The sequence below is a fragment of the Virgibacillus profundi genome, from assembly GCF_002287375.1.
GTDB classification, from domain to species: Bacteria; Bacillota; Bacilli; order Bacillales; family Amphibacillaceae; genus Virgibacillus_K; species Virgibacillus_K profundi.
On sequence record NZ_NPOA01000009.1, the window covers coordinates 159,770 to 186,058 of the forward strand.

Consider the following 26,289-nt stretch of genomic DNA (forward strand, 5'->3'; position numbering starts at 1 on the left):
AGAATATTTTCATAAAAGCGAATGAATACAAGGGGAGAGTTTGCACCATAGGTTTTTGTTTTGAAAGAAAGGATATGTTTATTCTTCTTGTGAACAAATTCCTGGATTGTAACGCCGAAGGAGCAAGCTAAAAGCGAATCTCTCAGGCAAAAAGACTCTTGTAGGACGCATCTCTGGAGAGTGCTTACCTTTTGGTGCATGTTTACCCAACCACTTTGGCAGGCCACCCACGAAGCAAGTATTTGTATTGCCGGATAAACCGGGTTAATATAAATACGCAACTTTCTGGTTTAAGGACAGGGGTTTCACAACTATCGGTGGAATCTCTGTTTTTTTGCATTTTTTCAAGCTTTAAAATGGAACAAGTTCTCTAAGTAATTTATTTTAAATGAAAAGGAGTGGATGGAATGACTGAGTTAAGGAAAACACCGTTATTTCCAGAGTATGAAAAGTTCGGCGCAAAAACAATCGATTTCGGCGGCTGGGATCTCCCGGTACAATTTACCGGTATCAAACATGAACATGAAATAACTCGAACAAAAGCTGGGTTATTTGATGTATCACACATGGGTGAAATCACAGTAAAAGGACCAAAAAGTTTGGAATTTTTGCAAAAGCTAACAACAAATGATGTATCAAAATTAACCCCGAAACGTGCACACTATACCTTTATGTGCTATGAAGATGGTGGAACAGTAGATGACTTTTTAATCTATATGATGCAGGAAAATGATTATTTATTAGTGGTAAATGCTGCGAATGCAACAAAAGACTTTGAATGGTTAACAAAAAATAATGATTATAGTAAAGAAGATGTAACCATAACCAATGTTTCAGACGACTATGTGCAACTGGCATTACAGGGACCACTTGCTGAAGAAATCCTACAAACAATTACAGAAACTAATTTAAAAGATATCAAATTTTTCCGATTTGAAGATAAGGTTGAATTTTCCTCCATTACAGCACCTGCAATTGTTTCAAGGACAGGTTATACAGGTGAAGACGGCTTTGAAATTTATATTGATAAATCAAGTGGTCGTGACCTGTGGAACAAAGTACTTGAGGCAGGAAAAGAAAAAGGTTTGGAGCCGATTGGGCTTGGAGCAAGAGATACGCTGCGCTTTGAAGCAAACCTTGCACTCTACGGACAGGAGCTTTCCAAGGACATTACGCCAATTGAAGCAGGCATGAAGTTTGCTGTGAAAGTGAATAAAGAAATAGATTTTATTGGAAAAGAAGTATTGAAACAGCAAGTAGAAAACGGACCTGGTAGAAAGCTAGTCGGAATTGAAATGATTGATAAAGGCATTCCGAGAAATGGCTATGCGGTTTATAGTGGGGAAGAAGAGGTTGGGTATGTTACATCTGGAACACAATCTCCTACACTTCAAAAGAATCTGGGATTAGCACTGGTGAAGCCTGAGTTTACAACCGAAGGTACAGAATTGTATGTTCAGGTACGTAAGCGCGAATTAAAGGCCGTTGTAGTAAAAAGACCATTTTATAAACGAGAGAATTAGGGAGGGTTAAGTAATGGAATTTCGTTATTTACCAATGACTGAAACCGATAAAAAAGAAATGCTAGATAAAATCGGAATATCATCCACAGAAGAACTGTTTTCTGATATTCCGAAAGAAGTTAGACTGGACAGGGAATTAAACCTTAAAAAACCGGCTAGTGAATATGAGTTGAAAAAAGAACTAACAGAAATGGCAAGCAAAAATGCGAATTTAACAGAATATCGTTCATTTTTAGGTGCGGGTGTTTATGATCATTTCATTCCATCAGTTGTCGATCATGTTATTTCAAGACAAGAATTCTATACATCTTATACACCTTATCAGCCGGAAATGACACAAGGTGAACTGCAGGCTATGTTTGAATTTCAGACAATGATTTCTGAAATTACCGGCATGCCTATTGTTAACTCTTCATTGTATGATGGCGGAACAGCTGTCGTTGAAGCTGTTTACTTGAGTGTTGTTCAGACAAAGAAAAAGAAAATTCTAGTTTCAGCTGCATTGCATCCGGAATATCGTCAGCTCGTTTATACTGCTTCAAAAGGTAAGGGACTTGAAATTGTTGAAATCGGTCACAAAGACGGTCAAACTGATTTAGAGCAGCTAGAAAAAGAGCTGGATGAAGATACAGCTTCAGTTATTGTTCAATACCCTAACTTCTTAGGTCAGATTGAACCACTTGAAAAAATTAATGAATTAATTAAAAAACAACCTAAAACAATGTTTATCGTTTCAAGCAATCCACTCTCACTTGGTTATTTAACACCGCCATCTGAATTTGGTGCGGATATTGTTGTTGGTGATACACAAGTATTTGGCATCCCTGCACAACTTGGTGGGCCGCACTGTGGTTATTTTGCAACAACTCAAAAATTAATGCGTAAAGTACCTGGACGTTTCGTTGGTGAGACGGTAGACGAAGAAGGCGAGCGCGGTTTCGTTTTAGCACTGCAAACGAGAGAACAGCATATCAGACGTGAGAAAGCGACATCAAACATCACCTCTAACCAGGCGTTGAACGCGGTAGCAAGTTCAGCTGCAATGAGTGCGCTTGGTAAACACGGAGTAAAAGATATGGCTAAATTAAATATGCAAAAAGCAAGATATACAAAAAAACAGTTGGAAGAAGTTAATTTACCAGCTGCATTCAGCGGATCATTTTTCAATGAATTTGTAGTTAAACTTTCAAAACCCGTATCTGAGGTTAATGAAAAGTTATTTGAAAAAGGTTTTGTCGGCGGGTTTGATTTAGGGAGAACATATCCAGAACTAGAAAATCACATGCTGATAGCTACAACTGAAATCCGTTCGAAAGAAGAAATTGATGCATTTGTTAAAGAAATGGGGGATATCAATGGCTAAAGAAAACTTTCCATTAATTTTTGAACGAAGTAAAGAAGGCAGATCAGGACATAACCTGCCGGCACTTGATGTTCCAGAAGTTAATTTAGAAGAAGAACTTGATGATGCTTATATCCGTAAAATAGATGCAGAACTTCCTGAAGTTGATGAATTGGAATTAATGCGTCACTATACAGGACTATCTAACCGTAACTTTGGTATTCTATCTGGATTTTATCCACTGGGATCTTGTACAATGAAATACAATCCGGTAATTAACGAAGATGTTGCCAGACTTCCAGGATTCAGTCATATTCACCCATATCAAGATACGAAAACAATTCAAGGTGCGCTTGAATTAATGTATGATCTACAAGTACATCTTGAAGAAATTACAGGGATGCAGGAAATCACATTACAACCGGCTGCCGGTTCACAAGGTGAGTGGACAGCATTAATGATATTCAAGGCTTTCCATGAGGCAAACGGTGAATCGCATCGTAATGAAGTTATTGTACCTGACTCGGCACACGGTACAAACCCGGCATCTGCAGCAGTTGCCGGATTCAAAGTTGTTGAAGTTAAATCAAATGAAAAAGGTTTAGTTGACGTAGAAGATTTAAGAAGAGTAGTAAACGAAAATACTGCAGCACTTATGTTAACGAACCCTAACACTCTCGGTCTGTTTGAAACTGAAATTCTTGAAATGTCGGAAATCATTCATGAAGCGGGCGGGAAAATGTACTATGACGGTGCTAACCTAAACGCTATCATGGGTTACGCGCGTCCAGGTGATATGGGCTTCGACGCTGTTCACTTAAACTTGCATAAAACTTTCACTGGTCCACATGGCGGTGGCGGTCCAGGATCTGGTCCAATCGGCGTTACAGAAGAACTTGCGCCGTTCTTACCTAAACCAGTTGTCCGTGAAAAAGATGGCATGTATGATTTTGATTACGATCTTCCACAATCGATTGGTATGGTAAAAGGTTACTACGGTAACTTTGGAATTAACGTGCGCGCATATACTTACATCCGTACGATGGGGGCAGAAGGGCTTAAGAAAGTCAGCGAATATGCTGTGCTTAATGCAAACTACATCATGCGCAGTCTTGAAGAAAAATATGAGCTTCCATTTACACAACATTGTAAACACGAGTTTGTTATATCGGGTAATAAGCAGAAGGCACAGGGCGTAAGAACATTGGACATTGCTAAACGTCTTATGGACTTCGATATTCACCCGCCAACTGTTTACTTCCCACTAATTGTGGGTGAAGCACTCATGATAGAACCGACTGAAACAGAATCAAAAGAAACGTTGGATCATTTCATTAAGTCGATGATTCAAATAGCTGATGAAGCTGAAAACAATCCGGAAATCGTTCAGAAAGCACCTTACGAGACAGATGTAAAACGTTTAGACGAAACAAGAGCTTCTCGTAAACCTGTTTTGAGCTTTCAAAAACAAATTGAAAAAGAAGCATAAGAGAATCTAGAATCATTTAAAAAGCACCTTATAATACGGTGATTGACCATCTTGATGAAACAACAGCAGCAAGAAAACTGATATTAAGATATTACAAATAAGAAAAAGGCCCATAAATTTGGGCCTTTTTTCTATATACTTTATTTAGCTTTAATTTTGCCAGTCCATTTCTTGAATCCGCCTTTTAACTGGTTTATATCCTTATAACCTTTTTTGTGTAGAAGCTGTGCAGCCCGTGCCGACCTTGATCCGCTTTGACAATAAAGATAAACTGGTTTATCCTTACGCATTTCAATTAATCGTTGACGCATTTGTGTAACTGGTATGTTTCTGGAACCAAGAATATGACCTTTTTCAAATTCTTGTGGCTCCCTGACATCTATTAGCTGTGCTTTTCGATAGCCTTCACGAAATTGCTCCTCTGTTAACACCTTCAAATAATTACGTTGTCTAAAGTATCGAAATATACCAATCGCTACGATAGCTACTACTGCTATTACTAAAAATTCCATTATATTTCCCCCGTCTTTCACACATTAGTTCATATTCTATTATATGGTGAATGAAGGATTTTTTCAAAGTTTTTTTCTTTCTATTTATACTTTCTACTGCTATTATGGGTTTCTGTAGAATAGTGTCGAGCAATATCAAACTATTTTATATTGCAAATGATAAAATAATGGATTTTCTGATTAAAAAGTTGTATATGCTTTATTTCCCTTAGATTAACTGTTAAATTCATTGATTATCTATTGTTGACAAAACGGAGTTCATTCGTTCAAATCACCATATATGGTATTTATATCTTTTTTGAACACAATATGTTGTTTGTAACTCTGTTGTTGTGGTATGGTATTAGTAGAAAAAATATATAAAAAAGATAGTGCAAAGGAGAGATCAGATGTCGTTTATTGTAGAAACTAGGGAAGAAATTGATGTTCAATCACTTAATCAGGACATTAACCTGTTTTCACAAGTACATCCAATTACAGAAGAAATGAAGCTCACACATAAGGGAGTATCTCGATTGGTTATGCTGGATCGTTATGCTTTCAAGGATACAGAAAAGAAAACATTAAAGCCAGGGGATTTTGTTGTTTTAACTGTAAAAGCAGATCCGAAATTTCCAGCAAGGGGATATGGCTTTGTAAAATCAATCGATTGGGCAACCAAAGAAGCAGAAATTAAAGTTGCTCGGGAATTTATTTCCGTATTGGATAATGAAGAAGAGGCATCTACAGGAATCATAACCCGCAGTTTAGATGTTATTGATAAACCATTGGAGGTTTATTATGAACAAATTGCACAAAGAAATGCCACTGGTCTTTCAAGTGTGGAAAAAACGCAGGAGAAACAACAGGAATGGTTTAAAAAGTTTAATGATGAATTAAAAGATTTAAATTTTATCCCAGCTGGCCGGGTACTATATGGTGCTGGAGCAGATACTGATGTAACGTATTTTAATTGTTATGTAATGCCTTATATTAAGGATTCACGTGAAGGAATTTCCGACCACCGCAAACAAGTAATGGAGATAATGTCAAGAGGTGGAGGGGTTGGAACAAACGGCTCTACACTTAGGCCTCGTAACACACTTGCAAGAGGGGTTAACGGAAAATCATCCGGATCTGTTTCATGGCTGGATGATATTGCTAAGTTGACACATTTGGTTGAGCAGGGTGGATCGAGACGTGGTAAAAAGTAGTGCCTCGTCTATAAATAAACCTCGTGAATTGCTGGAAACTCTTTAGATTTCATCTTTGTTAATACACCTAAGTATTTTAATTATTACCTGAGGTGAATAAAATGAAATCATATAATGCAAAGAATCCACAGGAATGCAAAATCTGTGGGTATAAGCTTTCCCATAATAAACAAGGTCGTTTTACACAACATTTAAAAGAACATAATTTTACTCTTGATAGCTATTTAAGCAAATATTATTATTCATATCAGGATTTAAAATGTAATCGTGATTCATGCAACAATATGGTTAGTCTTACAAGAGGGATCCCAAATAAGTTTTGTAGTAGCTCATGTAGACAAAAAAAACCTCCTTTAATATGTGCAGAGTGTGGATCAGATTTTGAAGCAAAAAATAGAAATACAAAAACATGTTCTAGTGTATGTGCCAAAAAAATTAAATCAAAAAAAATTACTCTTTGGCATAAGGGCATGCATCCTGATGAAAAACAGAAACATTTTAAAAGAATAATAACTAAAACTGCAGCCACGAGAAGGAATAATAATACTCCTTCTTGGAATAGTGGAAAAAAGGGTATTTATAGTGAAACGACCATTAATAAAATTCGCCAAGCCACACTAAAACAAATGAAAGAAAAAGTCTTTCGCAAAACAAATATCGAAATAATAATTGAAAAGTTTTTAATGAAAAATAAAATTAATTATCGATATTCATATATATTGGAAAACAGACAATTCGTTTTTTTGCTTATAGACTATAAAATTATTATTGAATGTGATGGCGATTATTGGCATGCTAATCCAAAATTTTATCCTTTCCCTAAAGAATGGCAGGAAGAAAGAATCAAAATAGATCTAATTAAAAATGGGATAGCTATTACAAACGGGTATAAAATTATCCGTTTTTGGGAAGATGACATATTAAATAATCTTCAATATGTAGAACGCATTATATATGACTTGTTGGCTACAACGTAACTGGAAACGGTAAACGTGAATGCTTAATAACAACAAGGGGATAAAGACAATCAGCAGCCAAGCTTCGTACAGAAGAAGGTTCAACGACCATCGAAAACACGTCTTAAGACGGAAGTGAGTAGAGTAGAAATCAAGTGATTTCGAAGTGCGAGGACACATTAATAACATGTGTAAGATATGGTCTGATCTCTATGGTGACATAGAGAGTTGGTGTAGCGAATCAACGTAACGTAATTGGCTCAAATGATCATGCTAGTAGATTCTCATCCAGATATCATTGAATTCATTATTTCAAAAATGCAAAACTCAAGGATTCTTAGATATTTAATTGAAAATACAGAGGATGAGCAAATTAAACGACTGGCAGAAGAAAAACTAAAATTTACACCTTTAACAGAAACTGAAATGGATCTATATCAGGGAATTGTAAACTATAGAACGATGCCAGGAACAGGTGGCTTCACCCAGGCAGCAATCCGTGAAGCTGAAGATAAATTAAGAACTGGCGGAACTTATGATGTTCATAATTCTGAATTTTTAACAGGAGCAAATATTTCGGTTTGTATAACAAAGGATTTTATGGACGCTGTTGAAAATGACGAAATGTATGAGCTTCGCTTTCCAGATGTTGAAAGTTATACGAAAGAACAGATGGAAGCATATAACGAAAACTGGCATGATGTTGGCGATGTCCGTAAATGGGAAGAAATGGGATATGGTGTAAGGGTATATCGTCGCATTAAGGCAAAGGAATTATGGAATTTAATCAATGTTTGTGCTACTTACTCAGCAGAGCCTGGAATATTCTATATCGACAATGCAAACGATATGACGAATGCTAAGGCTTATGGAGATCAAGTAGTAGCAACGAATCCGTGTGGTGAACAACCACTCGCACCTTATTCAGTCTGTAATTTAGCTGCTGTTAACCTAGCAGAAATGGCTGATAAGAAAACGAAGGAAGTAAATTTTGAAAAGTTGAAACAAACAGTACAAACTGGTGTGAGAATGCAGGATAATGTTATTGATGCAACACCTTACTTCTTAGAAGAAAATAAAAAGCAAGCTTTAGGAGAACGCCGGGTAGGACTTGGTGTTATGGGTATGCATGATTTACTGATTTATTGTGACACAGCTTATGGTTCAAAAGAAGGTAATGATTTAGTAGATAAAGTATTTGAAACAATTGCAACGACTGCTTATCGTACTTCTATTGAAATTGCTAAAGAAAAGGGGAGTTTTCCGTTTCTTGTAGGCGAAAATCAAGATGAAACAAATGATTTAAGAGAAGCATTTATTAACACTGGCTATATGAAAAAAATGCCTGATGATATAAGACAGGATATTTTAAAATATGGAATTCGCAACTCCCATTTATTAACAGTTGCTCCAACTGGCAGCACTGGGACCATGGTTGGCGTTTCCACAGGATTAGAACCATATTTCTCATTCTCTTATTACAGAAGTGGAAGACTTGGTAAATTTATTGAGGTTAAAGCAGATATTGTACAGGAATACCTGGATAGAAATCCGGATGTAGATCCTGATAACTTACCTGAATGGTTTGTAACTGCTATGGAATTAGCACCGGAAGCACATGCAGATACACAATGTGTTATCCAGCGTTGGGTAGACAGTTCTATTTCCAAAACGGTAAATGCTCCAAAAGGGTATACTGTTGATCAAGTAGAAAGCGTTTATCAAAGACTGTACAATGGCGGAGCAAAAGGTGGTACGGTATACGTTGATGGAAGCCGTGACACACAGGTTCTTACACTAAAAGCAGAAGAGAATACATTTGGTGAACAAACAGAGTTATTTAATGAAACAGAGAAACCAAAAGTTGTCTTAATGGATACTATTCAGGAATTAGATAAAACAAATGTAACAATCGGTTCTGAAATAGGTGATACTTGTCCGGTCTGTAGAAATGGACATGTTGAGGACATTGGTGGCTGTAATACATGTATAAGCTGTGGAGCACAACTTAAATGTGGAATTTAAAATAAAAAATTATTTATTCGGGGAGCAAACTGTAATACTCAGTCTGCTCCTTTTTTTAACACTATTACTTGTCTCTTCAGAGAAATTACGGTATCCTCATAGATAGAAACACTTTTGCACGAACTAAAAATTTTTGAAATGAGGAGATCTAATGCCTACACCAAGTATGGAGGACTATATTGAACAAATTTACATATTAATTGAATCAAAGGGATATGCCAGAGTATCTGATATCGCAGAAGCATTAGAAGTCCATCCATCCTCCGTTACAAAAATGGTACAGAAATTAGACAAAGATGAATACCTAAATTATGAGAAATATAGAGGGCTTATTCTTACCGAAAAAGGTAAAAAGATAGGTGAACGGTTAGTATTCCGCCATGAATTATTAGAGCAATTCCTGGAAATAATCGGGGTTGAAGAAGAAAATATATATGAAGACGTGGAAGGTATAGAGCATCACCTAAGCTGGAATTCGATTGATCGGATTGGTGATTTAGTAAACTATTTCAAAGCGGATAAAAACCGTGTGGAGAAGTTAAAAGAAACGAAAACACAAAATCAAAATAATTAAAGATCATCCACACATTATTCAAAATATAATCGTGTGGATTTTTAATGTTGAAATGAGTTCTATTTCCCCCCCTTCATGCTTAAAAATATACAAAGAGGCATAAGGGGAGTGCTTATGAAGATAGATGCAGTGTTTTCCGGTGGCGGGGTAAAGGCTTATGCGTTTGTAGGTGCATTGGAAAGTATTGAAGAAAAAAAACTGCAGATTGAACGTGTTGCAGGTACGTCAGCTGGTGCAATTGTTGCTTCTTTCCTGGCGGCAGGCTATCGTTATGAGGAAATAAATAGCCTATTAAACGAATTGGATTTAAAGAAATTTTTAGATCCACCAGCTTTAAGTAAAATGCTTCCTTTTACAAAATGGTTTTTTTTATACTTTCAATTGGGAATATATAAAGGAGACAAATTAGAACAATGGATACAGCAACAATTAACTAAAAAAAATCTGAATACGTTTACTGATCTTAAACCAGGTTATCTGAAAGTAGTGGTAAGCGATTTGTCATTAGGTAAGATGGTAGTTATACCGGATGACCTGCAAAATAATTATGGCATTGATCCAAACTATTTTCCAATTGCTAAGGCAATACGTATGAGTGCGGGTTTTCCGTATTTTTTTATGCCTAAGAAACTGCCAGGGAAGAGCCAGAAGAAAAGTATTATTGTAGATGGTGGTTTGTTGAGTAATTTCCCTTTATGGGTATTTGAAAATGGGGAGAACAAAAACAATCGGCCTATTTTGGGTGTTAAATTAAATGAATCAATCAAAGGCCAGCATCAGCAAAAAAATATTAGGAATGCTTTTGACATGTTCCATGCACTTTTTTCTACAATGAAACAGGCACATGATGCGAGATATATATCGAAGTCGCAAAAAAACAATATTATTTTTATACCTGTGGAGGGTGTGGGAACAACAGATTTTCAGCTTACAAACGAAACAAAGGAAAATTTAATAAGCACTGGTAAAAGTAGGGCAGATGAGTTTTTAAAGTACTGGCCAAAATAGCTAACGGGATCCGGTCATGATCTTTATTAGAGATATACTTCAAAATTTTATACCTTTACGCAAAAAAGAAAAGACCTGAGCTCATTATAAACTGGCTCGGTCTTTTCTTTTGGTTTTATTTCCATCGATCACCCGTAAATGGGATGCACGCTTGCTTACTTTTTTCTTCGGTGGTACAGGTTTTGATTTTTTAGCTGCTGCATTATATGACTGGCTTGTTGCTTTTGGGTTTTTATATTTTGCCTTCGATTGTTTAACGGCCTTTTTATATTTAGTCATGTCATTGGAAGGGGCTCTGTTTCTGAGAAAAACAAAATAGATTACCGCAAAAATAGCAACACCGATACCAATCATAACAAATAAATTAGTTATGAAATTAGCTGTATTCGTAAAAAGCTGTGTTACTAATCCCACTAGTGCCAAACCTATGATTATATAAATCAAGAGAGAAACTTTTTTACGAGCCATCTGAATTTCCTCCTTTCTATCAAAAGGTATTTATTTCACCTTATATAGTTATATACCACTATTAACAGATTTTATAGCATCATTTTTTATAATTTTGGAATCTATCTTTAATTCTTTCCTTCTTCCTGGGAGAATATTCAATAAGTGCATTAATTCTTTTTCTTTTGCAACCTTTTTAGTCTGTCACTTCTATTCTACTGGAAAAACAAAAATTTAACTACTGAAAAAATTAAATGATTGGTTTTGCACCAATTGGCTATAATAAAAAAATGGAGGTGACTGTTATGAAAGAGGAAAAACAATTAGAACAAAATAAACGTGAGAACCCAATGACATTGTTAACCAGAGCGCTAATTACAGGCTTAATTGGTGGGATGTTCTGGAGCCTGTTTGGGATATTCATGTATTACTTCAATTTTTCAGAGGTTGCTCCAAAAACCTTTTTACTGCGGTCATGGCTGAGGACAGAATGGACGAGCGGATGGTTAGGTGATCTCGTTTCAATTGTCCTGGTAGGTGTTTTATCCCTATTAACAGCATTAATTTATTATGGACTTTTTAAAAAAGTGAATTCAATGTGGATGGGGGTAGCATTTGGTATCATTCTTTGGGGAATTGTTTTTTATCTGCTGCAACCAATATTTTTAACCATACCTACACTTATAGAATTAAATAAAAATACGATTGTGTCAACCATTTGTTTATTTATTTTATATGGAACATTTATTGGATATTCGATTTCGTATGATTATCATGATACCAAATTAAAAGAAAAAGAGCAGAATTAACAGGGTTTGAAGACTTATAATTGTGCGTATATCATTATTCAAATGATTTTGTTTATGATAAACTTAAAAAACAACCTGTTTGAAACAACATATCCATAAAGAAAAAAGGGGATGAAGATATGGAGAAACTTACAAAACTGCGCAACGCATTAGAGGCAAATGATATGGACGGAATTTTAATTACTAGTCCAATTAACAGAAGGTATATTACTGGTTTTACCGGTACTGCCGGAGCAGTTGTTGTTAGCAAAAATGATGCACGTTTTATTACAGATTTTAGATACACAGAACAAGCGAAAGAGCAGGCAGATGGATTTCAGGTAGTTGAACATAAGCAATTGATAGAAAATGAGATCAGGGAACAGCTGAAAGACATGAATATTAAACGCCTTGGTTTTGAGAAAGACCATATAACTTATAGCCTGTTTGAACAATACAGGAATGTTTTCGAAGTAGAACTAATTCCGGTTAGTGGCATTATAGAGGAACTTCGTTTAATAAAAACAAGTGAAGAGCTTCGGGTTATGAGGAAGGCCGCTATGATCGCAGATGATGCATTTGAGCATATTCAGGGTTATATTAAACCAGGAGTAAGAGAAATTGATGTTTCCAATGAGCTTGAATTCTTTATGAGAAAACAAGGAGCAGTGTCATCAAGTTTTGACATTATTGTTGCTTCAGGATTCAGGTCCGCTCTTCCACATGGCGTTGCATCAGATAAAAAAATTCAATCCGGTGAACTTGTTACACTGGATTATGGTGCATTATACGAGGGGTATTGTTCTGATATTACCAGAACGTTTGCCGTTGGAGAAATAAACGATGAATTAAGAAAGATTTATGATACCGTGTTGGAAGCCCAGCTCAGAGGGGTTGCAGGGATTAAGCCGGGTATTACCGGAAAAGAGGCAGATGCCATCACTCGGGATTATATTACTGAAGCAGGCTATGGTGACTATTTTGGTCATTCAACAGGTCATGGATTAGGACTTGAAGTGCACGAGGGGCCGGGCTTGTCTTTCCGATCAAATAAAAGATTAGAGGCTGGTATGGTTGTAACTGTCGAACCCGGAATTTATGTACCCGAAATTGGTGGATGTAGGATTGAAGATGATATTCTTGTAACAGAAACAGGAAATGAAAAGTTGACATTTGCACCAAAAGGACTAATAACTTTATAGGATAGTGTGCGTTAAGGGAGGATAAACAGATGATTTCAGTAAATGATTTTAAAACAGGTTTAACGATCGAGGTAGATAATGATATCTGGCAGGTTTTGGAATTTCAGCATGTTAAGCCAGGCAAAGGTGCTGCTTTTGTTCGTTCGAAGCTTCGAAACCTGCGTAACGGAAACATTCAGGAAAAAACATTTCGTGGTGGGGAAAAAGTAGGAAAAGCTCATATCGAAAATAGAAAGATGCAGTATTTATATGCATCTGGTGATAGTCACGCTTTTATGGATTCAAACACATATGAACAGCTTGAACTGCAAACAAGCCAGATCGAATACGAATTAAAATTCATGAAGGAAAATATGGAAGTTCATGTAATCACATATGAAGGTGAAATCCTTGGTGTACAATTACCGAATAATGTTGAATTGGAAGTAACGGAAACCGAACCGGGTATCAAAGGAGATACAGCCAGTGGGGGTTCAAAAGCTGCGGAACTGGAAACCGGCCTTTCTGTACAGGTTCCATTCTTTATCAATAAAGGGGATGTATTAGTTATTAATACATCTGATGGAAAATATGTATCAAGAGCAAATTAAATTATGACTTATTGTTTCTGATTTTAGCAGTCCTTATTTTTATAAGGGCTGCTTTTGTTTTGTCTATTAATCATAGGCCAGTCATATTTTGACCATCTGTACATACATTTACTATAAAGCTACTACTAAAAAAAGTGAGGACATGCTATGGAGGAAATATTACGATTGTTTCCTATTGAAATCAAACGAATGATTCAAGCAAAAGTGAAGGAAAGATGGCATTTATTACAGGAAATACGTTTTAGGCTATTTCAACCGATTGAGCTTATTTTTAATGAAACAACAGAATGGATTGAGCTGGCTAAACCGGATAAAAAAGATAGTCTGTTTGTTATTAATCAATTAAGTGAATTTTCTCTGTATCGAATGGAAGATGAACTTCGTGATGGCTATATAACAATTGAAGGTGGTCATCGGGTGGGTTTGGCTGGGAAGGTTAATACAGTGAATGGTTCTGTAAAGGCGATTCAGTATATTACATTTCTAAATATCCGAGTTGCAAAAGAACAAATAGGTGCTGCGATCCCTATTATTCCTTATATGTATAACAAAAATTATTGTAATACGCTATTTGTTGGAGCACCTCAAACTGGAAAAACAACAATAATTCGTGATGCCACCAGACTGATCGCAACAGGCTGGGGAAATGTTGCAGCAAGAAAAGTTGGAGTAATTGATGAAAGATCTGAAATTGCTGCTTCTAGAAAGGGAGTACCCCAGCATAATTTAGGTATTAGAAGTGACGTTATGGATGCATGTCCCAAGGCTGAAGGAATGATGATGATGATCCGTTCCATGTCCCCGGAAGTTCTCGTGGTGGATGAAATTGGCAGCAGTAAAGATGTACAGTCATTGCTGGAAGCGATAAATGCAGGGGTTACAGTAATTTGTACTATACACGGGTCATCATTGATGGAATTAAAAAAGAGACCTTCATTACAACCTTTATTTCAGCAGCGTGTATTTCAGCGAATTATCATTCTGGAAAAAAGAATAAGGCCAGGTCAGGTTCATAAGATTTATGACCAGGATGAAACTAATATTTTACAGAAATCGGGGTGCTTACAGGATGAAGTGGATTGGAGCACTTCTTTTCATAGGCACAACAACCTGGATAGGATTTGAGTGGAGCAGAAGGTTAAATAAACGCCCAAAACACATTAGACTGTTAAAAAATGCTCTTCAAATTTTGGAGGCAGAAATACTCTATAGTCAGCTCCCACTTAAGGATGCATTTACAATGATTGCCAAACAAATTCCACAGCCTATGAAAACGTTTTTTGAATCACTCAGTAATAATCTGCAGGAAGAGCATATCGATTTTTACAGTATATGGGAAAAGGATGTTATTGAATTGATGAAGGTTTCCTGTTTAGGAGGAAATGAACAGGAAATACTCAATCAATTTGGACGAACTCTCGGCCAGCATGACTTTTATCAGCAGCAAAAACATATTCAATTAACTGTCACTCATCTTGATCGTGAATTGGAAGATGCTCGTGATAACCAAAATAAATATAGCAAAATGGCTAAAAGCTTAGGCGTATTATGTGGGTTGTTTATCGTTTTGCTGCTCATATAGTAGGAAAGGGGTACATCCATGTTTACAGATGCATCCATATTATTTCAGATAGCCGGTATCGGCATTATCGTAGCAATAATCCACACGATATTAAAGCAAATGGGAAAGGAAGAAATTGCTCAATTTGCTACATTAATCGGATTTATTATCGTTTTGGTCATCGTTATAAATAGCTTGTCTGATTTATTTCAACAGATAAAATCCGTATTTCTTTTCCAGGGGTAGTTTAAATGGATATTTTGCAAATTGTTATTCTCGGAATTATTGCAAGTATTTTATATATTGTTTTAAAAGATTTGAATGCTTCCATGGCATTTTTCCTGATTGTTATTACAGGAATCATTATTATTTTAGCCGTTATAAATCAAATCAGTATCATTTTTCAATTAATTGAATCACTTGGAACGAAAGCAAATGTCGAGGGAATGTATATGGAAACTATTTTAAAGATTATCGGCATTGCTTATATTGCGGAACTTGGGGCAAGTCTCACCAAGGATGCAGGTTTGGGATCTGTTGCAGCAAAAATAGAGCTGGCTGGTAAGATATTCATTCTATTACTGGCAGTACCGATAATCACTGCAGTAATTGAAGCTATTCTTAGCTTTTTGCCAACTGCATAAGCAGGAATGTTCGTTTGAAGGGGGCAATCATAGTGGATGAAACCTAAAACAAAGCTATTAACAATTCTATTTACTTTTTGTCTGCTCTTTTTTGGACAAGTCACTATCTTTGCAGCTCCATCAACTAATGATATAGAGGATAACATGTTAAATGAAATTTCTTTGGATGGTGTTCAAAACTACTGGAATGAGCTGGTCAATGAATATGGGGGCTACCTGCCAGAGCTTGAGAAAACAAGTATTTATGAGTTTATAAAAAGTAAAGGGGACTTTTCATTAAAGAAAACGCTGGTAGGTTTTCTGGAGTATTTATTCCATGAGCTCATTTTAAATGGTAAACTACTTGGTTTGTTATTAATGCTTACACTATTTTCGATTGTTTTACAGACAATGCATAACGCATTTGAAAAAAGTGCAGTAAGTAAGATTGCTTATTTTGTTGTGTACATTGTATTGATATTTATCGCATTAAACAGCTTCTATTTAGCCGTTTCCTATGCAAAGGAAGCTATTGATACAATGAGCAGCTTTATGATAGCCCTCCTGCCACTTATATTAGGATTAATGGCGACATTTGGCAATGTAATTTCTGTTTCCTTTTTTCATCCAATCATTCTTTTTCTTATTCCTTTTAGTGGGGTGCTTATTTCCCAGTTTATTTTACCCTTATTATTTTTGTCAGCTCTGTTATTGATCGTGAGCAGTTTAAGCGACAATTATAAAGTAACCCATCTGGCAAATTTATTTAAAACCGTAGCGCTAGGAACCCTGGGCGTTTTTCTGACAATTTTTCTTGGTGTAATGTCTGTTCAGGGGGCTGCCAGTGCCATTCAAGATGGCGTAGCAATGAAGACAGCAAAGTTCATAACCGGTAATTTTATCCCGATTGTCGGACGTACGTTTACGGATGCAGCAGATACGATATTGAGTGCGTCATTATTATTAAAAAATGCTGTAGGAATAGTTGGATTGATCGTGATTGTCTTCTTTGCATTATTTCCGGCAATTAAGATATTTGCAATTGCTATAATCTATAAAATTGCAGCAGCAGTATTGCAGCCAATTGGAGATGGACCGGTCATTACAACCCTAAATACGATAAGTAAGTATATCGTTTATATTCTGGCATGCTTACTGGCAGTATCGTTTATGTTTCTATTAGCTATAGTAATCATTGTTGTAGCCAGTAATATTACGTTGCTTTTACGATAGGATGATTAAAATGGATATGCTGATCGACTGGGTTACGCAAATTATTATCTTTTTATTACTTGCAGCTATTATCGATTTATTAATTCCTGCAACCACTATGAAAAAATATATAAAGCTGGTAGTAGGTTTAATTTTAATATTAATTTTATTAAAACCAATTTTTTTCATTTTAAATATTGACATTGAACGTGCTTTGGAAACGTCATACTCACAGCTGCGTCAAGAAGGTACAAACAATGAATCTATAGAAAATTTAATCGAATTGCAAAAAAGTGAAATACAAGACTCACAAGACGCATATAAATTAGAACAAACGGCTGTCCATCTGAAAGACTTAGCAAAAGATGCATTAGTAGAGGACCATCAAGCAGAAATCATAGATATCAAGTTTATATTTGAAACAGAAAAGGATGTAGGATTTGAAAGCTTGGAAAAAGTCGTTGTTTATCTAAGAGAATTAGATGATGGGGAGGGAGCAGTGAGTATAGTAGATGATGTTGTAATTAACACAGATGACCCTGTGGTGGATGAAGAAGGACAAGATGATGAGCAAATAGAGGAATTATTGAGGAATGTGTGGGAGCTGCGCAATAAAGAATTAACAATCTCATGGGAGGGGGGGACATCTTGAAACTAAATTTCGAAAAATTCTTTCAGCAAAAAAATGATGACGGTAAAAAAAAGCCACCATCAAAAAAAATCGGGTATATCATTATTCTTGGATTAGTTGGCCTATTACTGATAATACTCGGAAATGTATTTTCGTCACCTTCAGAACCAGGCAGTGATAATCAAATGGGTGTCCAAATCGAACAGGGAGAACAGGGAGTTCAGGAAACAAGTGCAGAGGAATCAGTGACTTCTGATGTAGATGAGCTGGAGTCCAGCTATGAAAAAGATTTAGAAGCAATGCTTAATAAAATTCAGGGGGTTTCAGAAACAGAAGTTATGATTAATCTCGATTCCACAAATGTGAAAGTATATGAAAAGAATTTAATAAAGGGACAGCAGAAAACAGATGAATCAGATAAAAATGGTGGAACCAGGATAGTGGAAGATCACACAGAGGATTCACAAACGGTACTTGTAAGACAGGGTGATAAGGAAGTCCCGTTACTAAGGCAAACAAAGCGTCCGGAAGTAAGAGGCGTCTTTGTAGTCGCGAAAGGAGCTGACCATGCAACGGTAAAACAGTGGATGATTGAGGCAATATCACGTGTACTGGATGTTCCAACACATAGAGTTTCTGTAATGCCAAAGAATTAAGGAGGAAAAAATTATGTTAAAAAAACAAACGGTATGGCTGTTAACAATGCTAAGTCTAATGATTGTATTGAGTGTCTATTACATGACCTCAGATATGGGAGACCAGGCATATGTTAATAATGGACAAGATGAATCTGAGGAAGCGGCTTCAGATTCAACCGAATCAGAGGATGGTACAACTGTTGATGACATTGCCAATATAGGGGGAGACGAGTTATATACTTCGATACGTATGGAGTTAGAGGACAGCAGAAGTACAGAAATAGAAAGGCTGGAGGAAATTGTAACCTCGGCTTCTGCTTCAATTGACGAAAAGGACAAAGCGTTAAAGGATATAGATGTTCTTGAGGAAGTATCTTCAAAAGAAAAAATACTGGAACAAACTATATCAGATGGTACAGAATATGGGGATGTATTAGTACGTTCAGAGGAAGATAAAGTACATGTAAGTGTAATGGTTGATCAGTTATCCAATACAGAAGTGGTTAATATTATGCAGCTGGTAAGAGATGAGTTTGGTGAAATACCTGTAAACGTTGATTTACGTACAAACACAGACGAGTGATAATAATGAAATAAAATCCGAGCGGAAATTGCCGCTCGGATTTTTTATGGTACAATATGATAAACCAATCGCATTGCTGCTATAATATTGTTATAATTATTTAGTGAAAGCGTTTTAAAAAAGGGTTGTTTTGCATAGATTGGGACTGCGCACTGCTCGTCCCATCAAAAGACTAGTTCTTATTCAACACCATAGTAGATATAAATTGCGAAATCGAGATTGATTCCAATAACATGTGCTATTGCCATCGTCCGGGATCGCTGCGGGCGGATGCTTTCCGCGGGCACGGCCTTAGCCTCCTCGAGAAACCCACTCTGCGGGGTCTTCGGACACGTGCTATTCCCGCAGGAGTCACCGCCCTCCGCTCACCCGGACTGGTGGAGTGTTCAATACTTTGTACCAATTAATTTCATATGGTTCTTTGTCAATACTTGCAATTATAGCGGAGGAAACACATGGAGACTCCTGCGGGAGCAGAGGCCTAGATGAGACCCCAGAGAGCGGCAGCTCGAGGAGGCTCATCAGCCGCCCGCGGAAAGCGTAGTGTATTTCCGGAGCGATGGATTAAACCTGTTACCATTGATTTTCTTCACGGTTTATAGAAACTACGAAAGTATAATAAGCAAAAAGTTTATGAAAAGAGCCTAATAATGATGATATACATAGCTTTTTTTCTAGTTTTTGTTATGCCTTGATGTTTTATATCTGTTTGGCGTAAAATGTTAAGAGGAGTTATTAGTACCTAATGACAAAACGAAGCAATGATAATGAAGGGGTGCCGAAATGTTAAAAGTACAGGAAATACGCGAAATAATAAAATTAATTGATCAATCTTCCATTAGTGAATTCACTTATGAAACAAATGGAACAACAGTATCAATGAAAAAAACAACTGAAAATAATAGTGTACAGACTGAAGGAAAGCCTATTCGAGTCATCGAGCATGAATCTGCAGAAACTGAAAAAACAGAAGTAAAAGTGAAACCGGAGGAAAGCAAGCCAGCTGATTCAGAACCTGAGGCCAAACAAGAAAGCATTGCAGATTATGATTATGAAATTGAATCACCAATGGTTGGAACGTTTTATATTGCATCAACACCGGAAAGTGATCCATTTGTAGCAAAAGGAAGTAAAGTTGAGAAAGATACAGTCGTGTGTATTGTTGAAGCAATGAAGTTATTTAATGAGATTGAAGCAGAGGTTTCAGGAGAAATTACTGAAATATTGGTTGAAGACGGCGAATTGGTAGAATATGGTCAACCAATGTTTAGAGTAAAAGCAAAGTAGGGGGATGGAGCGCGTGATTAAGAAACTGTTAATAGCTAACAGGGGAGAGATCGCTGTTAGGATTATACGTGCATGCAAGGAATTAGACATCGAAACAGTAGCTGTATATTCACAAGCAGATAAAGAATCATTACATGTACAATTAGCTGATGAAGCATATTGTATTGGACCTACACTAAGTAAAGACAGCTACCTGAATTTTACGAATATAATGAGTGTAGCAACATTGACAGAGGTACAGGCAATCCATCCCGGGTATGGGTTTTTAGCGGAAAATGCCGACTTTGCCGAGATATGTAAGGCATGTAATATTATTTTTATTGGACCGACACCTGAAGCCATCCAAAAAATGGGTATTAAAGATGTTGCCAGGGAAACGATGAAGAATGCAAATGTACCCATTGTTCCAGGGTCTGATGGAATTATCGAAACTGAAGAAGAGGCAAAAGAAATAGCTGGTGAAATTGGTTATCCAGTTATTATAAAAGCTACTGCCGGTGGCGGTGGTAAAGGTATTCGTGTAGCCAAAACAGAAGAAGAATTAATCAATGGAATTAAAATAACACAAAAAGAAGCAGAAACAGCGTTTGGAAATCCTGGTGTTTATATTGAAAAATACATTGAAGACTTTAGACATGTAGAAATTCAAGTATTAGCTGATAAACATGGGAATGTAGTACACTTGGGAGAAAGAGATTGTACGATACAGAGAAGACTTCAGAAGCTGGTCGAAGAAACACCTTCACCTGCCATCACACCGGATATACGTAAAAAAATGGGCTCAGCATCGATAAAAGCAGCAGAAGCCGTTGGTTATGAAGGTGCTGGAACAATTGAATATATTTTTGACAGAAAGAGTAAAGAGTTCTATTTTATGGAAATGAATACCAGAATTCAGGTGGAACATCCCGTTACAGAAATGGTTACAGGTGTTGATTTAATTAAAGAGCAAATTAAAATTGCCAGTAATGAGAAGCTTTCCTTTAAGCAGGAAGATATTGAGTTTGAAGGATGGGCAATTGAATGTAGAATCAATGCTGAAAATCCTTTCAAAAATTTCATGCCTTCTGCGGGGGAAATTGAAATGTATTTAGCTCCTGGGGGATTAGGGGTAAGAGTGGATTCTGCAGCATATCCTGGTTATAGGATCCCGCCTTATTATGATTCCATGATTGCTAAATTAATCACATATGCACCTACACGTGAAGAAGCTATCAAGCGTATGAAGCGGTCATTAGAGGAATTTGTAGTTGAGGGCATTCATACAACGATTCCATTTCATCGTTTAATTATGGAGCATGACGTTTTTGTGAAAGGTGATTTCAATACAAACTTTTTAGAAGATAATCCAATCTTGGAATCAAAAGAGTAGATATCGGGTGCTGTTTTAAGTATAAATAAAGGAGTGGGAACATGAGTGAACAACCTTTGTTAAATGTAAGTGAGGATACAAGTTTAGGTAAAGTGGAAATTGCTCCTGAAGTTATTGAAGTGATTACAGGATTAGCTGCAACCGAAGTAGATGGTCTTTATGCCATGCGGGGCAATTTTGCTTCCGGAGTTGTCGAACGGTTTGGCAAAAAGTCCCATAGCAAGGGTGTAAAAGTAGAATTAACTGATAATGGGATATTAATAGACCTATTTGTAGTATTAAATTTTGGGGTTTCCATTCCACAAGTTGCACAGCAATTGCAGACAAGCATTAGACAAACACTGAAAAACATGACTGCATTGGTGATAGATGAAATTAATGTCCATGTTGTTGGAATCCAAATGGATATTACAGAAGATGACTCCGAATAGTAATCAAGGCCAAAGGATGTAATCCCTTTGGCCTTGATTTATTTTTACATGAGATTCTAGCATCTGTTACTTAATCATGTTATTATTTGAAAGAGATATTTAAAAGGAGTTATGAAGAATGAATCGACATAAAGCTAGGGAAAAGGCTTTTCAAATCCTATTTCAATTGGATATTAATGATAATGATCCAAAGGTGGCCATTCAGGAATTTTTGGAAATAGAAGAGGCTGATCAATTTTTAACAGACCTTGTAGAAGGTGTGACAACAAATAAAAATAATATTGATCAAATAATTGGGGATCATCTTGAGAATTGGTCTTTAGAGCGAATTGCATCGGTTGAAAAAACTATTTTAAGAATTGCAGCATTTGAGATGACCTATTTAGAGGATATTCCTGCAGGTGTTTCGATAAACGAGGCAGTAGAGTTAGGCAATACATATGGGGATGATAAATCCGGTAAGTTTATTAATGGTGTTCTATCCAAAATCATAGCATAAAGGGGATGAATTCTTTTGGCGGCTACAATAATTAATGGGAAAGAATTAGCACAAGAATTAAGACTAGGTATGAAAGATGAAGTAAAACAATTAAAGGAACAAGGTGTTACTCCACAATTAACTGTAGTATTGATCGGGGATAACCCTGCATCCAAATCTTATGTTAATGGTAAAAGAAAAGCATCAGATGAAGTAGGCATTTTATCAAATATCATTGAACTGCCTACATCGATAACTGAAGAAAAACTTCTTCAGTTGATAAGTGAATTAAATAATGATCAGGATGTACATGGTATTTTAGTTCAACTTCCATTGCCTGAACATATAAAAGAACAACATATAATTGAAGCTATCGACCCGTCTAAAGACGTGGATGGTTTTCATCCTATAAATATAGGACGGATGATGACAGGGCAGGACACGTTGCTTCCATGCACACCTTATGGGATTATTACGATGCTTCAATCAAAAAACATTCAGATTGCCGGTAAGCATGCTGTTGTGATTGGAAGAAGTAATATCGTTGGTAAGCCTGTCGGGCAGTTACTTTTGAATGAAAATGCAACAGTTACATATTGTCACTCAAAAACGCCGGATTTAAAATCATATACGAGGAATGCAGATATTTTGATTGTAGCTATGGGTATACCTAATGTAATAAATGAGGACTACTTAAAAGACGATGCTATTGTAATAGATGTTGGTATAAATCGGGTGAATGGTTCTTTAACGGGTGATGTTGATTTCGAAAGTGCTAAAAATAAAGCAGCGTATATAACACCGGTTCCAAAGGGTGTAGGGCCAATGACAATTGCGATGCTTTTGAAAAATACGATAAAAGCTGCTAAAGGACTGTCTGATAATTGAAGGATAATTATTTAACAGTCACTGCACTAACGAAGTACATTAAACGTAAAATTGACACAGACCCACATTTAAAAAATATTTGGCTAAAAGGTGAAATTTCTAATTTTAAGCACCATAGTCGCGGACATATGTATTTAACTATTAAGGATGAACAAACACGATTGCAGGCTGTTATGTTTGCCGGGAATAACCGATCACTGAAATTCAATCCTGAAAATGGAATGAAAGTACTTATTAAAGGTGAAATAAGCGTATTTGAACCATATGGACAGTATCAGTTATATATCCAGCAAATGGAGCCTGATGGGATTGGTGCCCTTTACTTAGCTTTTGAACAATTAAAGGAAAAGTTGCATAAACAGGGTTTGTTTGATCCGATTCATAAAAAGAAAATCCCTTTATATCCCCGTCATATAGGGGTTATCACATCTCCAACTGGTGCTGCAGTAAGGGATATAATTACAACGATAAAAAGAAGATATCCAATTGTTACTGTTACAGTTATTCCAGTTCTTGTCCAGGGAACAAATGCAGTTTCTTCCATAAAAGAGGCGATTAGGATTGCCAATAATAAAGAGATTTTTGATGTTTTGATTGTTGGACGAGGCGGAGGATCCATAGAAGAATTATGGAGTTTTAATGAAGAACCTGTGGCACAGGCTATTTTTCATTCCAAAGTTCCCATCATTTCCGCTGTTGGACATGAAACTGATATTACCATCAGCGATTTCGTTGCTGACTTGCGTGCTCCAACACCAACCGGAGCAGCGGAGCTTGCCGTACCATCCCAATTAGAATTAAAGGATAAAATTTCTAATTTGAAAAAATTCCTTATTAGAGATTTAGATGGGCACCTGGTAAATAATAAAAAGCATTTACAAAGGTTGAAACAATCCTATGCATTTCGTTATCCTGAGCAGCTGTTAAAGCAAAAGGAACAGGAATTGGACAAGCATGTTGAAAACATTCAGAAGTCAACAATTAATCATGTTAAACAGCAAACAAAAGCTTATTCAAACTTAAATGCCCGTTTACAGGCCCAGCATCCCAAAAAGCAAGTGGAACAGTTTCAAAAGAGATTAAACCAGCTAAACAAGCAACAGGCTTATTATATGTCGCAAGTTATGGAAATCAAATCAATACAATTAAAAAATATAATAGAAAAACTTACGTTATTGAATCCATTGGAAATAATGAAACGTGGTTTTGCTTTACCTTACACTTCCAATGGAGAAATAATAAAATCAAGTAAACAAGTTAAGCAACAGGATATTATTACAGTAAATCTGCATGATGGAAGTTTGAATTGCGAGGTCATTCAAATAGAGGGGGATAATAATGAGTAAAACGGAAGAACTTAGTTTTGAAGAAGCAATGGAGCAGTTGGAAAATATTGTTGAAAAACTGGAGACAGGTGATGTTCCATTAGAAAAAGCAATCAACTATTATCAGGATGGTATGAATCTTTCTAAAATATGCAACGATAAGCTTACCAGCATACAAACAAAAATGACACAAATAATGAATGAACAGGGAGATATGGAACCTTTTGAAATACAGGAGGAAGAATAATCGTGAATGAAGCCCTTACTAACTATCTGGATAATCACAGAAGAACCATTCAGGTTGAACTAACTAAATATATACATGAGTTATCTATTCCAGAACAATTAAAAGAGTCAATGCTTTATTCCATAGATGCCGGGGGAAAACGACTTCGTCCAATTTTGCTATTTGCAAGCTATGAGACCTATGCCAGTGACTTTTCCAAAGTACTTTCTTCAGCAGTTGCTCTTGAAATGATTCATACATATTCGCTTATCCATGATGATTTACCTGCAATGGATAATGATGATTTTCGCAGGGGGATGCCTACAAATCATAAGGCATTCGATGAAGCGACAGCTATACTGGCTGGAGATGCTCTATTAACATATAGTTTTGAAATTATTTCGAATGACTCCAATTTAGAAGCTGAACAAAAAGTGGAACTTATTAAAATGCTAGCAAACACAAGTGGACCAAGCGGTATGGTTGGTGGACAAATCCTGGATATGCAAGCAGAATTAAATCCTGTTTCACTTGAAGAACTTGAAAATATTCATGCACTTAAAACAGGTGAACTTGTCAGGTTTGCTGTATATGCAGGTGCATATTTAGGAAATGCCTCAAAAGATAAACTGCAAGCGTTAAATGATTTTGCTTATTACTTAGGATTGATCTTTCAAGTGCAGGATGACATTTTGGATGTCACTGGAGATTCGGCTAAAATAGGAAAATCTGTCGGCAGTGATGAAAATAATCAGAAAAGCACATTTCCGAAGCTTTTAGGGCTGGACGGGGCAATTGAACAAAAGAATAATTATGTTAAAAAAGCAAAAAACGCCTTAATACTAGCGGATGCAGAAAACTCCTATTTAATGATGCTAACAGATCATTTTAGCCAGAGGGACCATTAATCGTGAACATGAATCTCCACTAACAGGAAATAGAATTTTTTCATATAATATGTTATAATTAGTGTATAAAAGGAATGGTGCAGTATTCTAGTCAGTCCTCCGTTCCTGAAGGCGGGCCTAAAAATCTGCCAAAGGGCATATCGATGAAGTTCCTTGTGTAGGCTTGAGGCGCCCAGCCTTGGGTTTATGCTGGGAGTTAAGGATTTTGGGCGATCCACAAAGGCATGTGGGCGTTGACCCGATTTCCGCGGAGGCCCATCTCTGTAGTGGCGACTAAGCCTAGGAGTCATTATGGAATGGGGTATGAACCTGCACAATTGGTAAGGGATACCTTAAATGCAGCGTAGCCTGCCTTGAGTGGTATATGAGGGGATTAGAGTCTAAATAATAACGTTAGGTGGCCACTAATTTATTATTTATTTTCACTTCTATGAAATCATTACTGCAAAAGAGGCTAGGGAACGGTTAAAGACTGTT

General features: G+C 36.5%; 27 protein-coding genes, 2 pseudogenes and 1 riboswitch. Of the genes and pseudogenes, 27 read left to right on the forward strand and 2 right to left on the reverse strand.

Annotated features, from left to right (window positions below; all coding sequences use genetic code 11):
• The first annotated feature begins 21 nt into the window (after window positions 1–21).
• Window positions 22–168: riboswitch (glycine riboswitch) on the forward strand.
• Between the two features lie 239 nt (window positions 169–407).
• The 3 genes from gcvT to gcvPB are packed head-to-tail and all read left to right on the forward strand — an operon-like array spanning window position 408 to window position 4,354.
• Window positions 408–1,523, forward strand: a complete 1,116-nt coding sequence (gene gcvT / locus CIL05_RS14025; RefSeq protein WP_095656173.1) for a glycine cleavage system aminomethyltransferase GcvT — start codon at window positions 408–410, stop codon at window positions 1,521–1,523.
• A 13-nt stretch (window positions 1,524–1,536) separates the two neighbouring features.
• Complete coding sequence (gene gcvPA, locus CIL05_RS14030) at window positions 1,537–2,886, forward strand: aminomethyl-transferring glycine dehydrogenase subunit GcvPA (protein WP_095656174.1); 1,350 nt, start codon at window positions 1,537–1,539, stop codon at window positions 2,884–2,886.
• The gene (gene gcvPB / locus CIL05_RS14035) at window positions 2,879–4,354 is read left to right on the forward strand and encodes an aminomethyl-transferring glycine dehydrogenase subunit GcvPB (RefSeq protein WP_095656175.1); all 1,476 of its coding nucleotides are present in this window, start codon (window positions 2,879–2,881) and stop codon (window positions 4,352–4,354) included. Before gcvPA ends, gcvPB begins: the two co-directional genes overlap by 8 nt.
• Window positions 4,355–4,494: 140 nt before the next feature.
• Here the strand turns inward: gcvPB and CIL05_RS14040 are convergent, their stop codons facing one another.
• Window positions 4,495–4,866 (reverse strand): rhodanese-like domain-containing protein, encoded by a 372-nt coding sequence (locus CIL05_RS14040; protein ID WP_095656176.1) that lies wholly within the window; start codon window positions 4,864–4,866, stop codon window positions 4,495–4,497.
• 389 nt (window positions 4,867–5,255) lie between these two features.
• Here CIL05_RS14040 and CIL05_RS14045 point away from each other — a divergent pair.
• The 5 genes and pseudogenes from CIL05_RS14045 to CIL05_RS14065 form a co-directional block, all read left to right on the forward strand.
• Window positions 5,256–6,050: pseudogene (locus tag CIL05_RS14045) on the forward strand (ribonucleotide reductase barrel domain-containing protein); the annotation flags it as partial.
• A 110-nt stretch (window positions 6,051–6,160) separates the two neighbouring features.
• On the forward strand, window positions 6,161–7,036 hold the full coding sequence (locus tag CIL05_RS14050) for a putative endonuclease domain-containing protein (RefSeq protein ID WP_095656178.1): 876 nt from the start codon (window positions 6,161–6,163) through the stop codon (window positions 7,034–7,036).
• Between the two features lie 237 nt (window positions 7,037–7,273).
• Window positions 7,274–9,040 (forward strand): annotated as a pseudogene (locus tag CIL05_RS14055) (vitamin B12-dependent ribonucleotide reductase); the annotation flags it as partial.
• 151 nt (window positions 9,041–9,191) lie between these two features.
• Window positions 9,192–9,614 (forward strand): transcriptional regulator MntR, encoded by a 423-nt coding sequence (gene mntR / locus CIL05_RS14060; RefSeq protein ID WP_095656180.1) that lies wholly within the window; start codon window positions 9,192–9,194, stop codon window positions 9,612–9,614.
• A gap of 114 nt (window positions 9,615–9,728) precedes the next feature.
• On the forward strand, window positions 9,729–10,622 hold the full coding sequence (locus tag CIL05_RS14065) for a patatin-like phospholipase family protein (protein ID WP_095656181.1): 894 nt from the start codon (window positions 9,729–9,731) through the stop codon (window positions 10,620–10,622).
• Between the two features lie 84 nt (window positions 10,623–10,706).
• Here the strand turns inward: CIL05_RS14065 and CIL05_RS14070 are convergent, their stop codons facing one another.
• Window positions 10,707–11,090: an SA1362 family protein gene (locus tag CIL05_RS14070; protein ID WP_095656182.1), complete on the reverse strand. Its 384-nt coding sequence runs from the start codon at window positions 11,088–11,090 to the stop codon at window positions 10,707–10,709.
• Between the two features lie 284 nt (window positions 11,091–11,374).
• On the opposite strand from CIL05_RS14070, the gene CIL05_RS14075 reads away from it, so the two are divergent.
• The 19 genes from CIL05_RS14075 (at window position 11,375) to CIL05_RS14165 (ending at window position 25,812) form a co-directional block, all read left to right on the forward strand.
• The gene (locus tag CIL05_RS14075; RefSeq protein ID WP_095656183.1) at window positions 11,375–11,878 is read left to right on the forward strand and encodes a YqhR family membrane protein; all 504 of its coding nucleotides are present in this window, start codon (window positions 11,375–11,377) and stop codon (window positions 11,876–11,878) included.
• A 119-nt stretch (window positions 11,879–11,997) separates the two neighbouring features.
• Entirely contained in the window at window positions 11,998–13,059 is a 1,062-nt protein-coding gene (locus CIL05_RS14080; RefSeq protein WP_095656184.1) for a M24 family metallopeptidase, read from the forward strand.
• A 29-nt stretch (window positions 13,060–13,088) separates the two neighbouring features.
• Window positions 13,089–13,649, forward strand: a complete 561-nt coding sequence (gene efp, locus CIL05_RS14085; protein ID WP_095656185.1) for an elongation factor P — start codon at window positions 13,089–13,091, stop codon at window positions 13,647–13,649.
• A 147-nt stretch (window positions 13,650–13,796) separates the two neighbouring features.
• Window positions 13,797–14,774, forward strand: a complete 978-nt coding sequence (spoIIIAA, locus tag CIL05_RS14090; RefSeq protein WP_095656186.1) for a stage III sporulation protein AA — start codon at window positions 13,797–13,799, stop codon at window positions 14,772–14,774.
• A complete protein-coding gene (gene spoIIIAB / locus CIL05_RS14095) occupies window positions 14,719–15,231 on the forward strand; it encodes a stage III sporulation protein SpoIIIAB (protein ID WP_095656187.1) in 513 nt (170 codons plus the stop codon). The genes spoIIIAA and spoIIIAB overlap by 56 nt, the downstream gene beginning before the upstream one ends.
• Window positions 15,232–15,249: 18 nt before the next feature.
• Window positions 15,250–15,456 (forward strand): stage III sporulation protein AC, encoded by a 207-nt coding sequence (spoIIIAC, locus tag CIL05_RS14100; protein ID WP_095656188.1) that lies wholly within the window; start codon window positions 15,250–15,252, stop codon window positions 15,454–15,456.
• A gap of 5 nt (window positions 15,457–15,461) precedes the next feature.
• Entirely contained in the window at window positions 15,462–15,854 is a 393-nt protein-coding gene (gene spoIIIAD / locus CIL05_RS14105; protein ID WP_095656189.1) for a stage III sporulation protein AD, read from the forward strand.
• A 36-nt stretch (window positions 15,855–15,890) separates the two neighbouring features.
• Window positions 15,891–17,066: a stage III sporulation protein AE gene (spoIIIAE, locus tag CIL05_RS14110; RefSeq protein ID WP_095656190.1), complete on the forward strand. Its 1,176-nt coding sequence runs from the start codon at window positions 15,891–15,893 to the stop codon at window positions 17,064–17,066.
• Between the two features lie 10 nt (window positions 17,067–17,076).
• Window positions 17,077–17,697: a stage III sporulation protein AF gene (spoIIIAF, locus tag CIL05_RS14115; RefSeq protein ID WP_095656191.1), complete on the forward strand. Its 621-nt coding sequence runs from the start codon at window positions 17,077–17,079 to the stop codon at window positions 17,695–17,697.
• A complete protein-coding gene (gene spoIIIAG / locus CIL05_RS14120) occupies window positions 17,694–18,332 on the forward strand; it encodes a stage III sporulation protein AG (RefSeq protein WP_240510200.1) in 639 nt (212 codons plus the stop codon). The genes spoIIIAF and spoIIIAG overlap by 4 nt, the downstream gene beginning before the upstream one ends.
• Before the next feature lie 13 nt (window positions 18,333–18,345).
• A complete protein-coding gene (locus tag CIL05_RS14125; RefSeq protein ID WP_095656193.1) occupies window positions 18,346–18,897 on the forward strand; it encodes a SpoIIIAH-like family protein in 552 nt (183 codons plus the stop codon).
• Window positions 18,898–19,680: 783 nt separating this feature from the next.
• Window positions 19,681–20,184, forward strand: a complete 504-nt coding sequence (gene accB, locus CIL05_RS14130; RefSeq protein ID WP_095656194.1) for an acetyl-CoA carboxylase biotin carboxyl carrier protein — start codon at window positions 19,681–19,683, stop codon at window positions 20,182–20,184.
• 13 nt (window positions 20,185–20,197) lie between these two features.
• Window positions 20,198–21,556: an acetyl-CoA carboxylase biotin carboxylase subunit gene (gene accC / locus CIL05_RS14135; protein WP_095656195.1), complete on the forward strand. Its 1,359-nt coding sequence runs from the start codon at window positions 20,198–20,200 to the stop codon at window positions 21,554–21,556.
• Window positions 21,557–21,597: 41 nt separating this feature from the next.
• Window positions 21,598–21,987: an Asp23/Gls24 family envelope stress response protein gene (locus CIL05_RS14140; RefSeq protein ID WP_095656196.1), complete on the forward strand. Its 390-nt coding sequence runs from the start codon at window positions 21,598–21,600 to the stop codon at window positions 21,985–21,987.
• Between the two features lie 118 nt (window positions 21,988–22,105).
• Window positions 22,106–22,486, forward strand: coding sequence for a transcription antitermination factor NusB (gene nusB / locus CIL05_RS14145; RefSeq protein ID WP_095656197.1), 381 nt, complete (start codon window positions 22,106–22,108; stop codon window positions 22,484–22,486).
• A 15-nt stretch (window positions 22,487–22,501) separates the two neighbouring features.
• Window positions 22,502–23,353, forward strand: coding sequence for a bifunctional methylenetetrahydrofolate dehydrogenase/methenyltetrahydrofolate cyclohydrolase FolD (gene folD / locus CIL05_RS14150; protein WP_095656198.1), 852 nt, complete (start codon window positions 22,502–22,504; stop codon window positions 23,351–23,353).
• Complete coding sequence (gene xseA / locus CIL05_RS14155; protein ID WP_095656199.1) at window positions 23,350–24,699, forward strand: exodeoxyribonuclease VII large subunit; 1,350 nt, start codon at window positions 23,350–23,352, stop codon at window positions 24,697–24,699. The genes folD and xseA overlap by 4 nt, the downstream gene beginning before the upstream one ends.
• Window positions 24,692–24,925: an exodeoxyribonuclease VII small subunit gene (locus tag CIL05_RS14160; protein WP_095656200.1), complete on the forward strand. Its 234-nt coding sequence runs from the start codon at window positions 24,692–24,694 to the stop codon at window positions 24,923–24,925. The genes xseA and CIL05_RS14160 overlap by 8 nt, the downstream gene beginning before the upstream one ends.
• Window positions 24,926–24,927: 2 nt before the next feature.
• The gene (locus tag CIL05_RS14165; RefSeq protein ID WP_095656201.1) at window positions 24,928–25,812 is read left to right on the forward strand and encodes a polyprenyl synthetase family protein; all 885 of its coding nucleotides are present in this window, start codon (window positions 24,928–24,930) and stop codon (window positions 25,810–25,812) included.
• Window positions 25,813–26,289 lie beyond the last annotated feature (477 nt).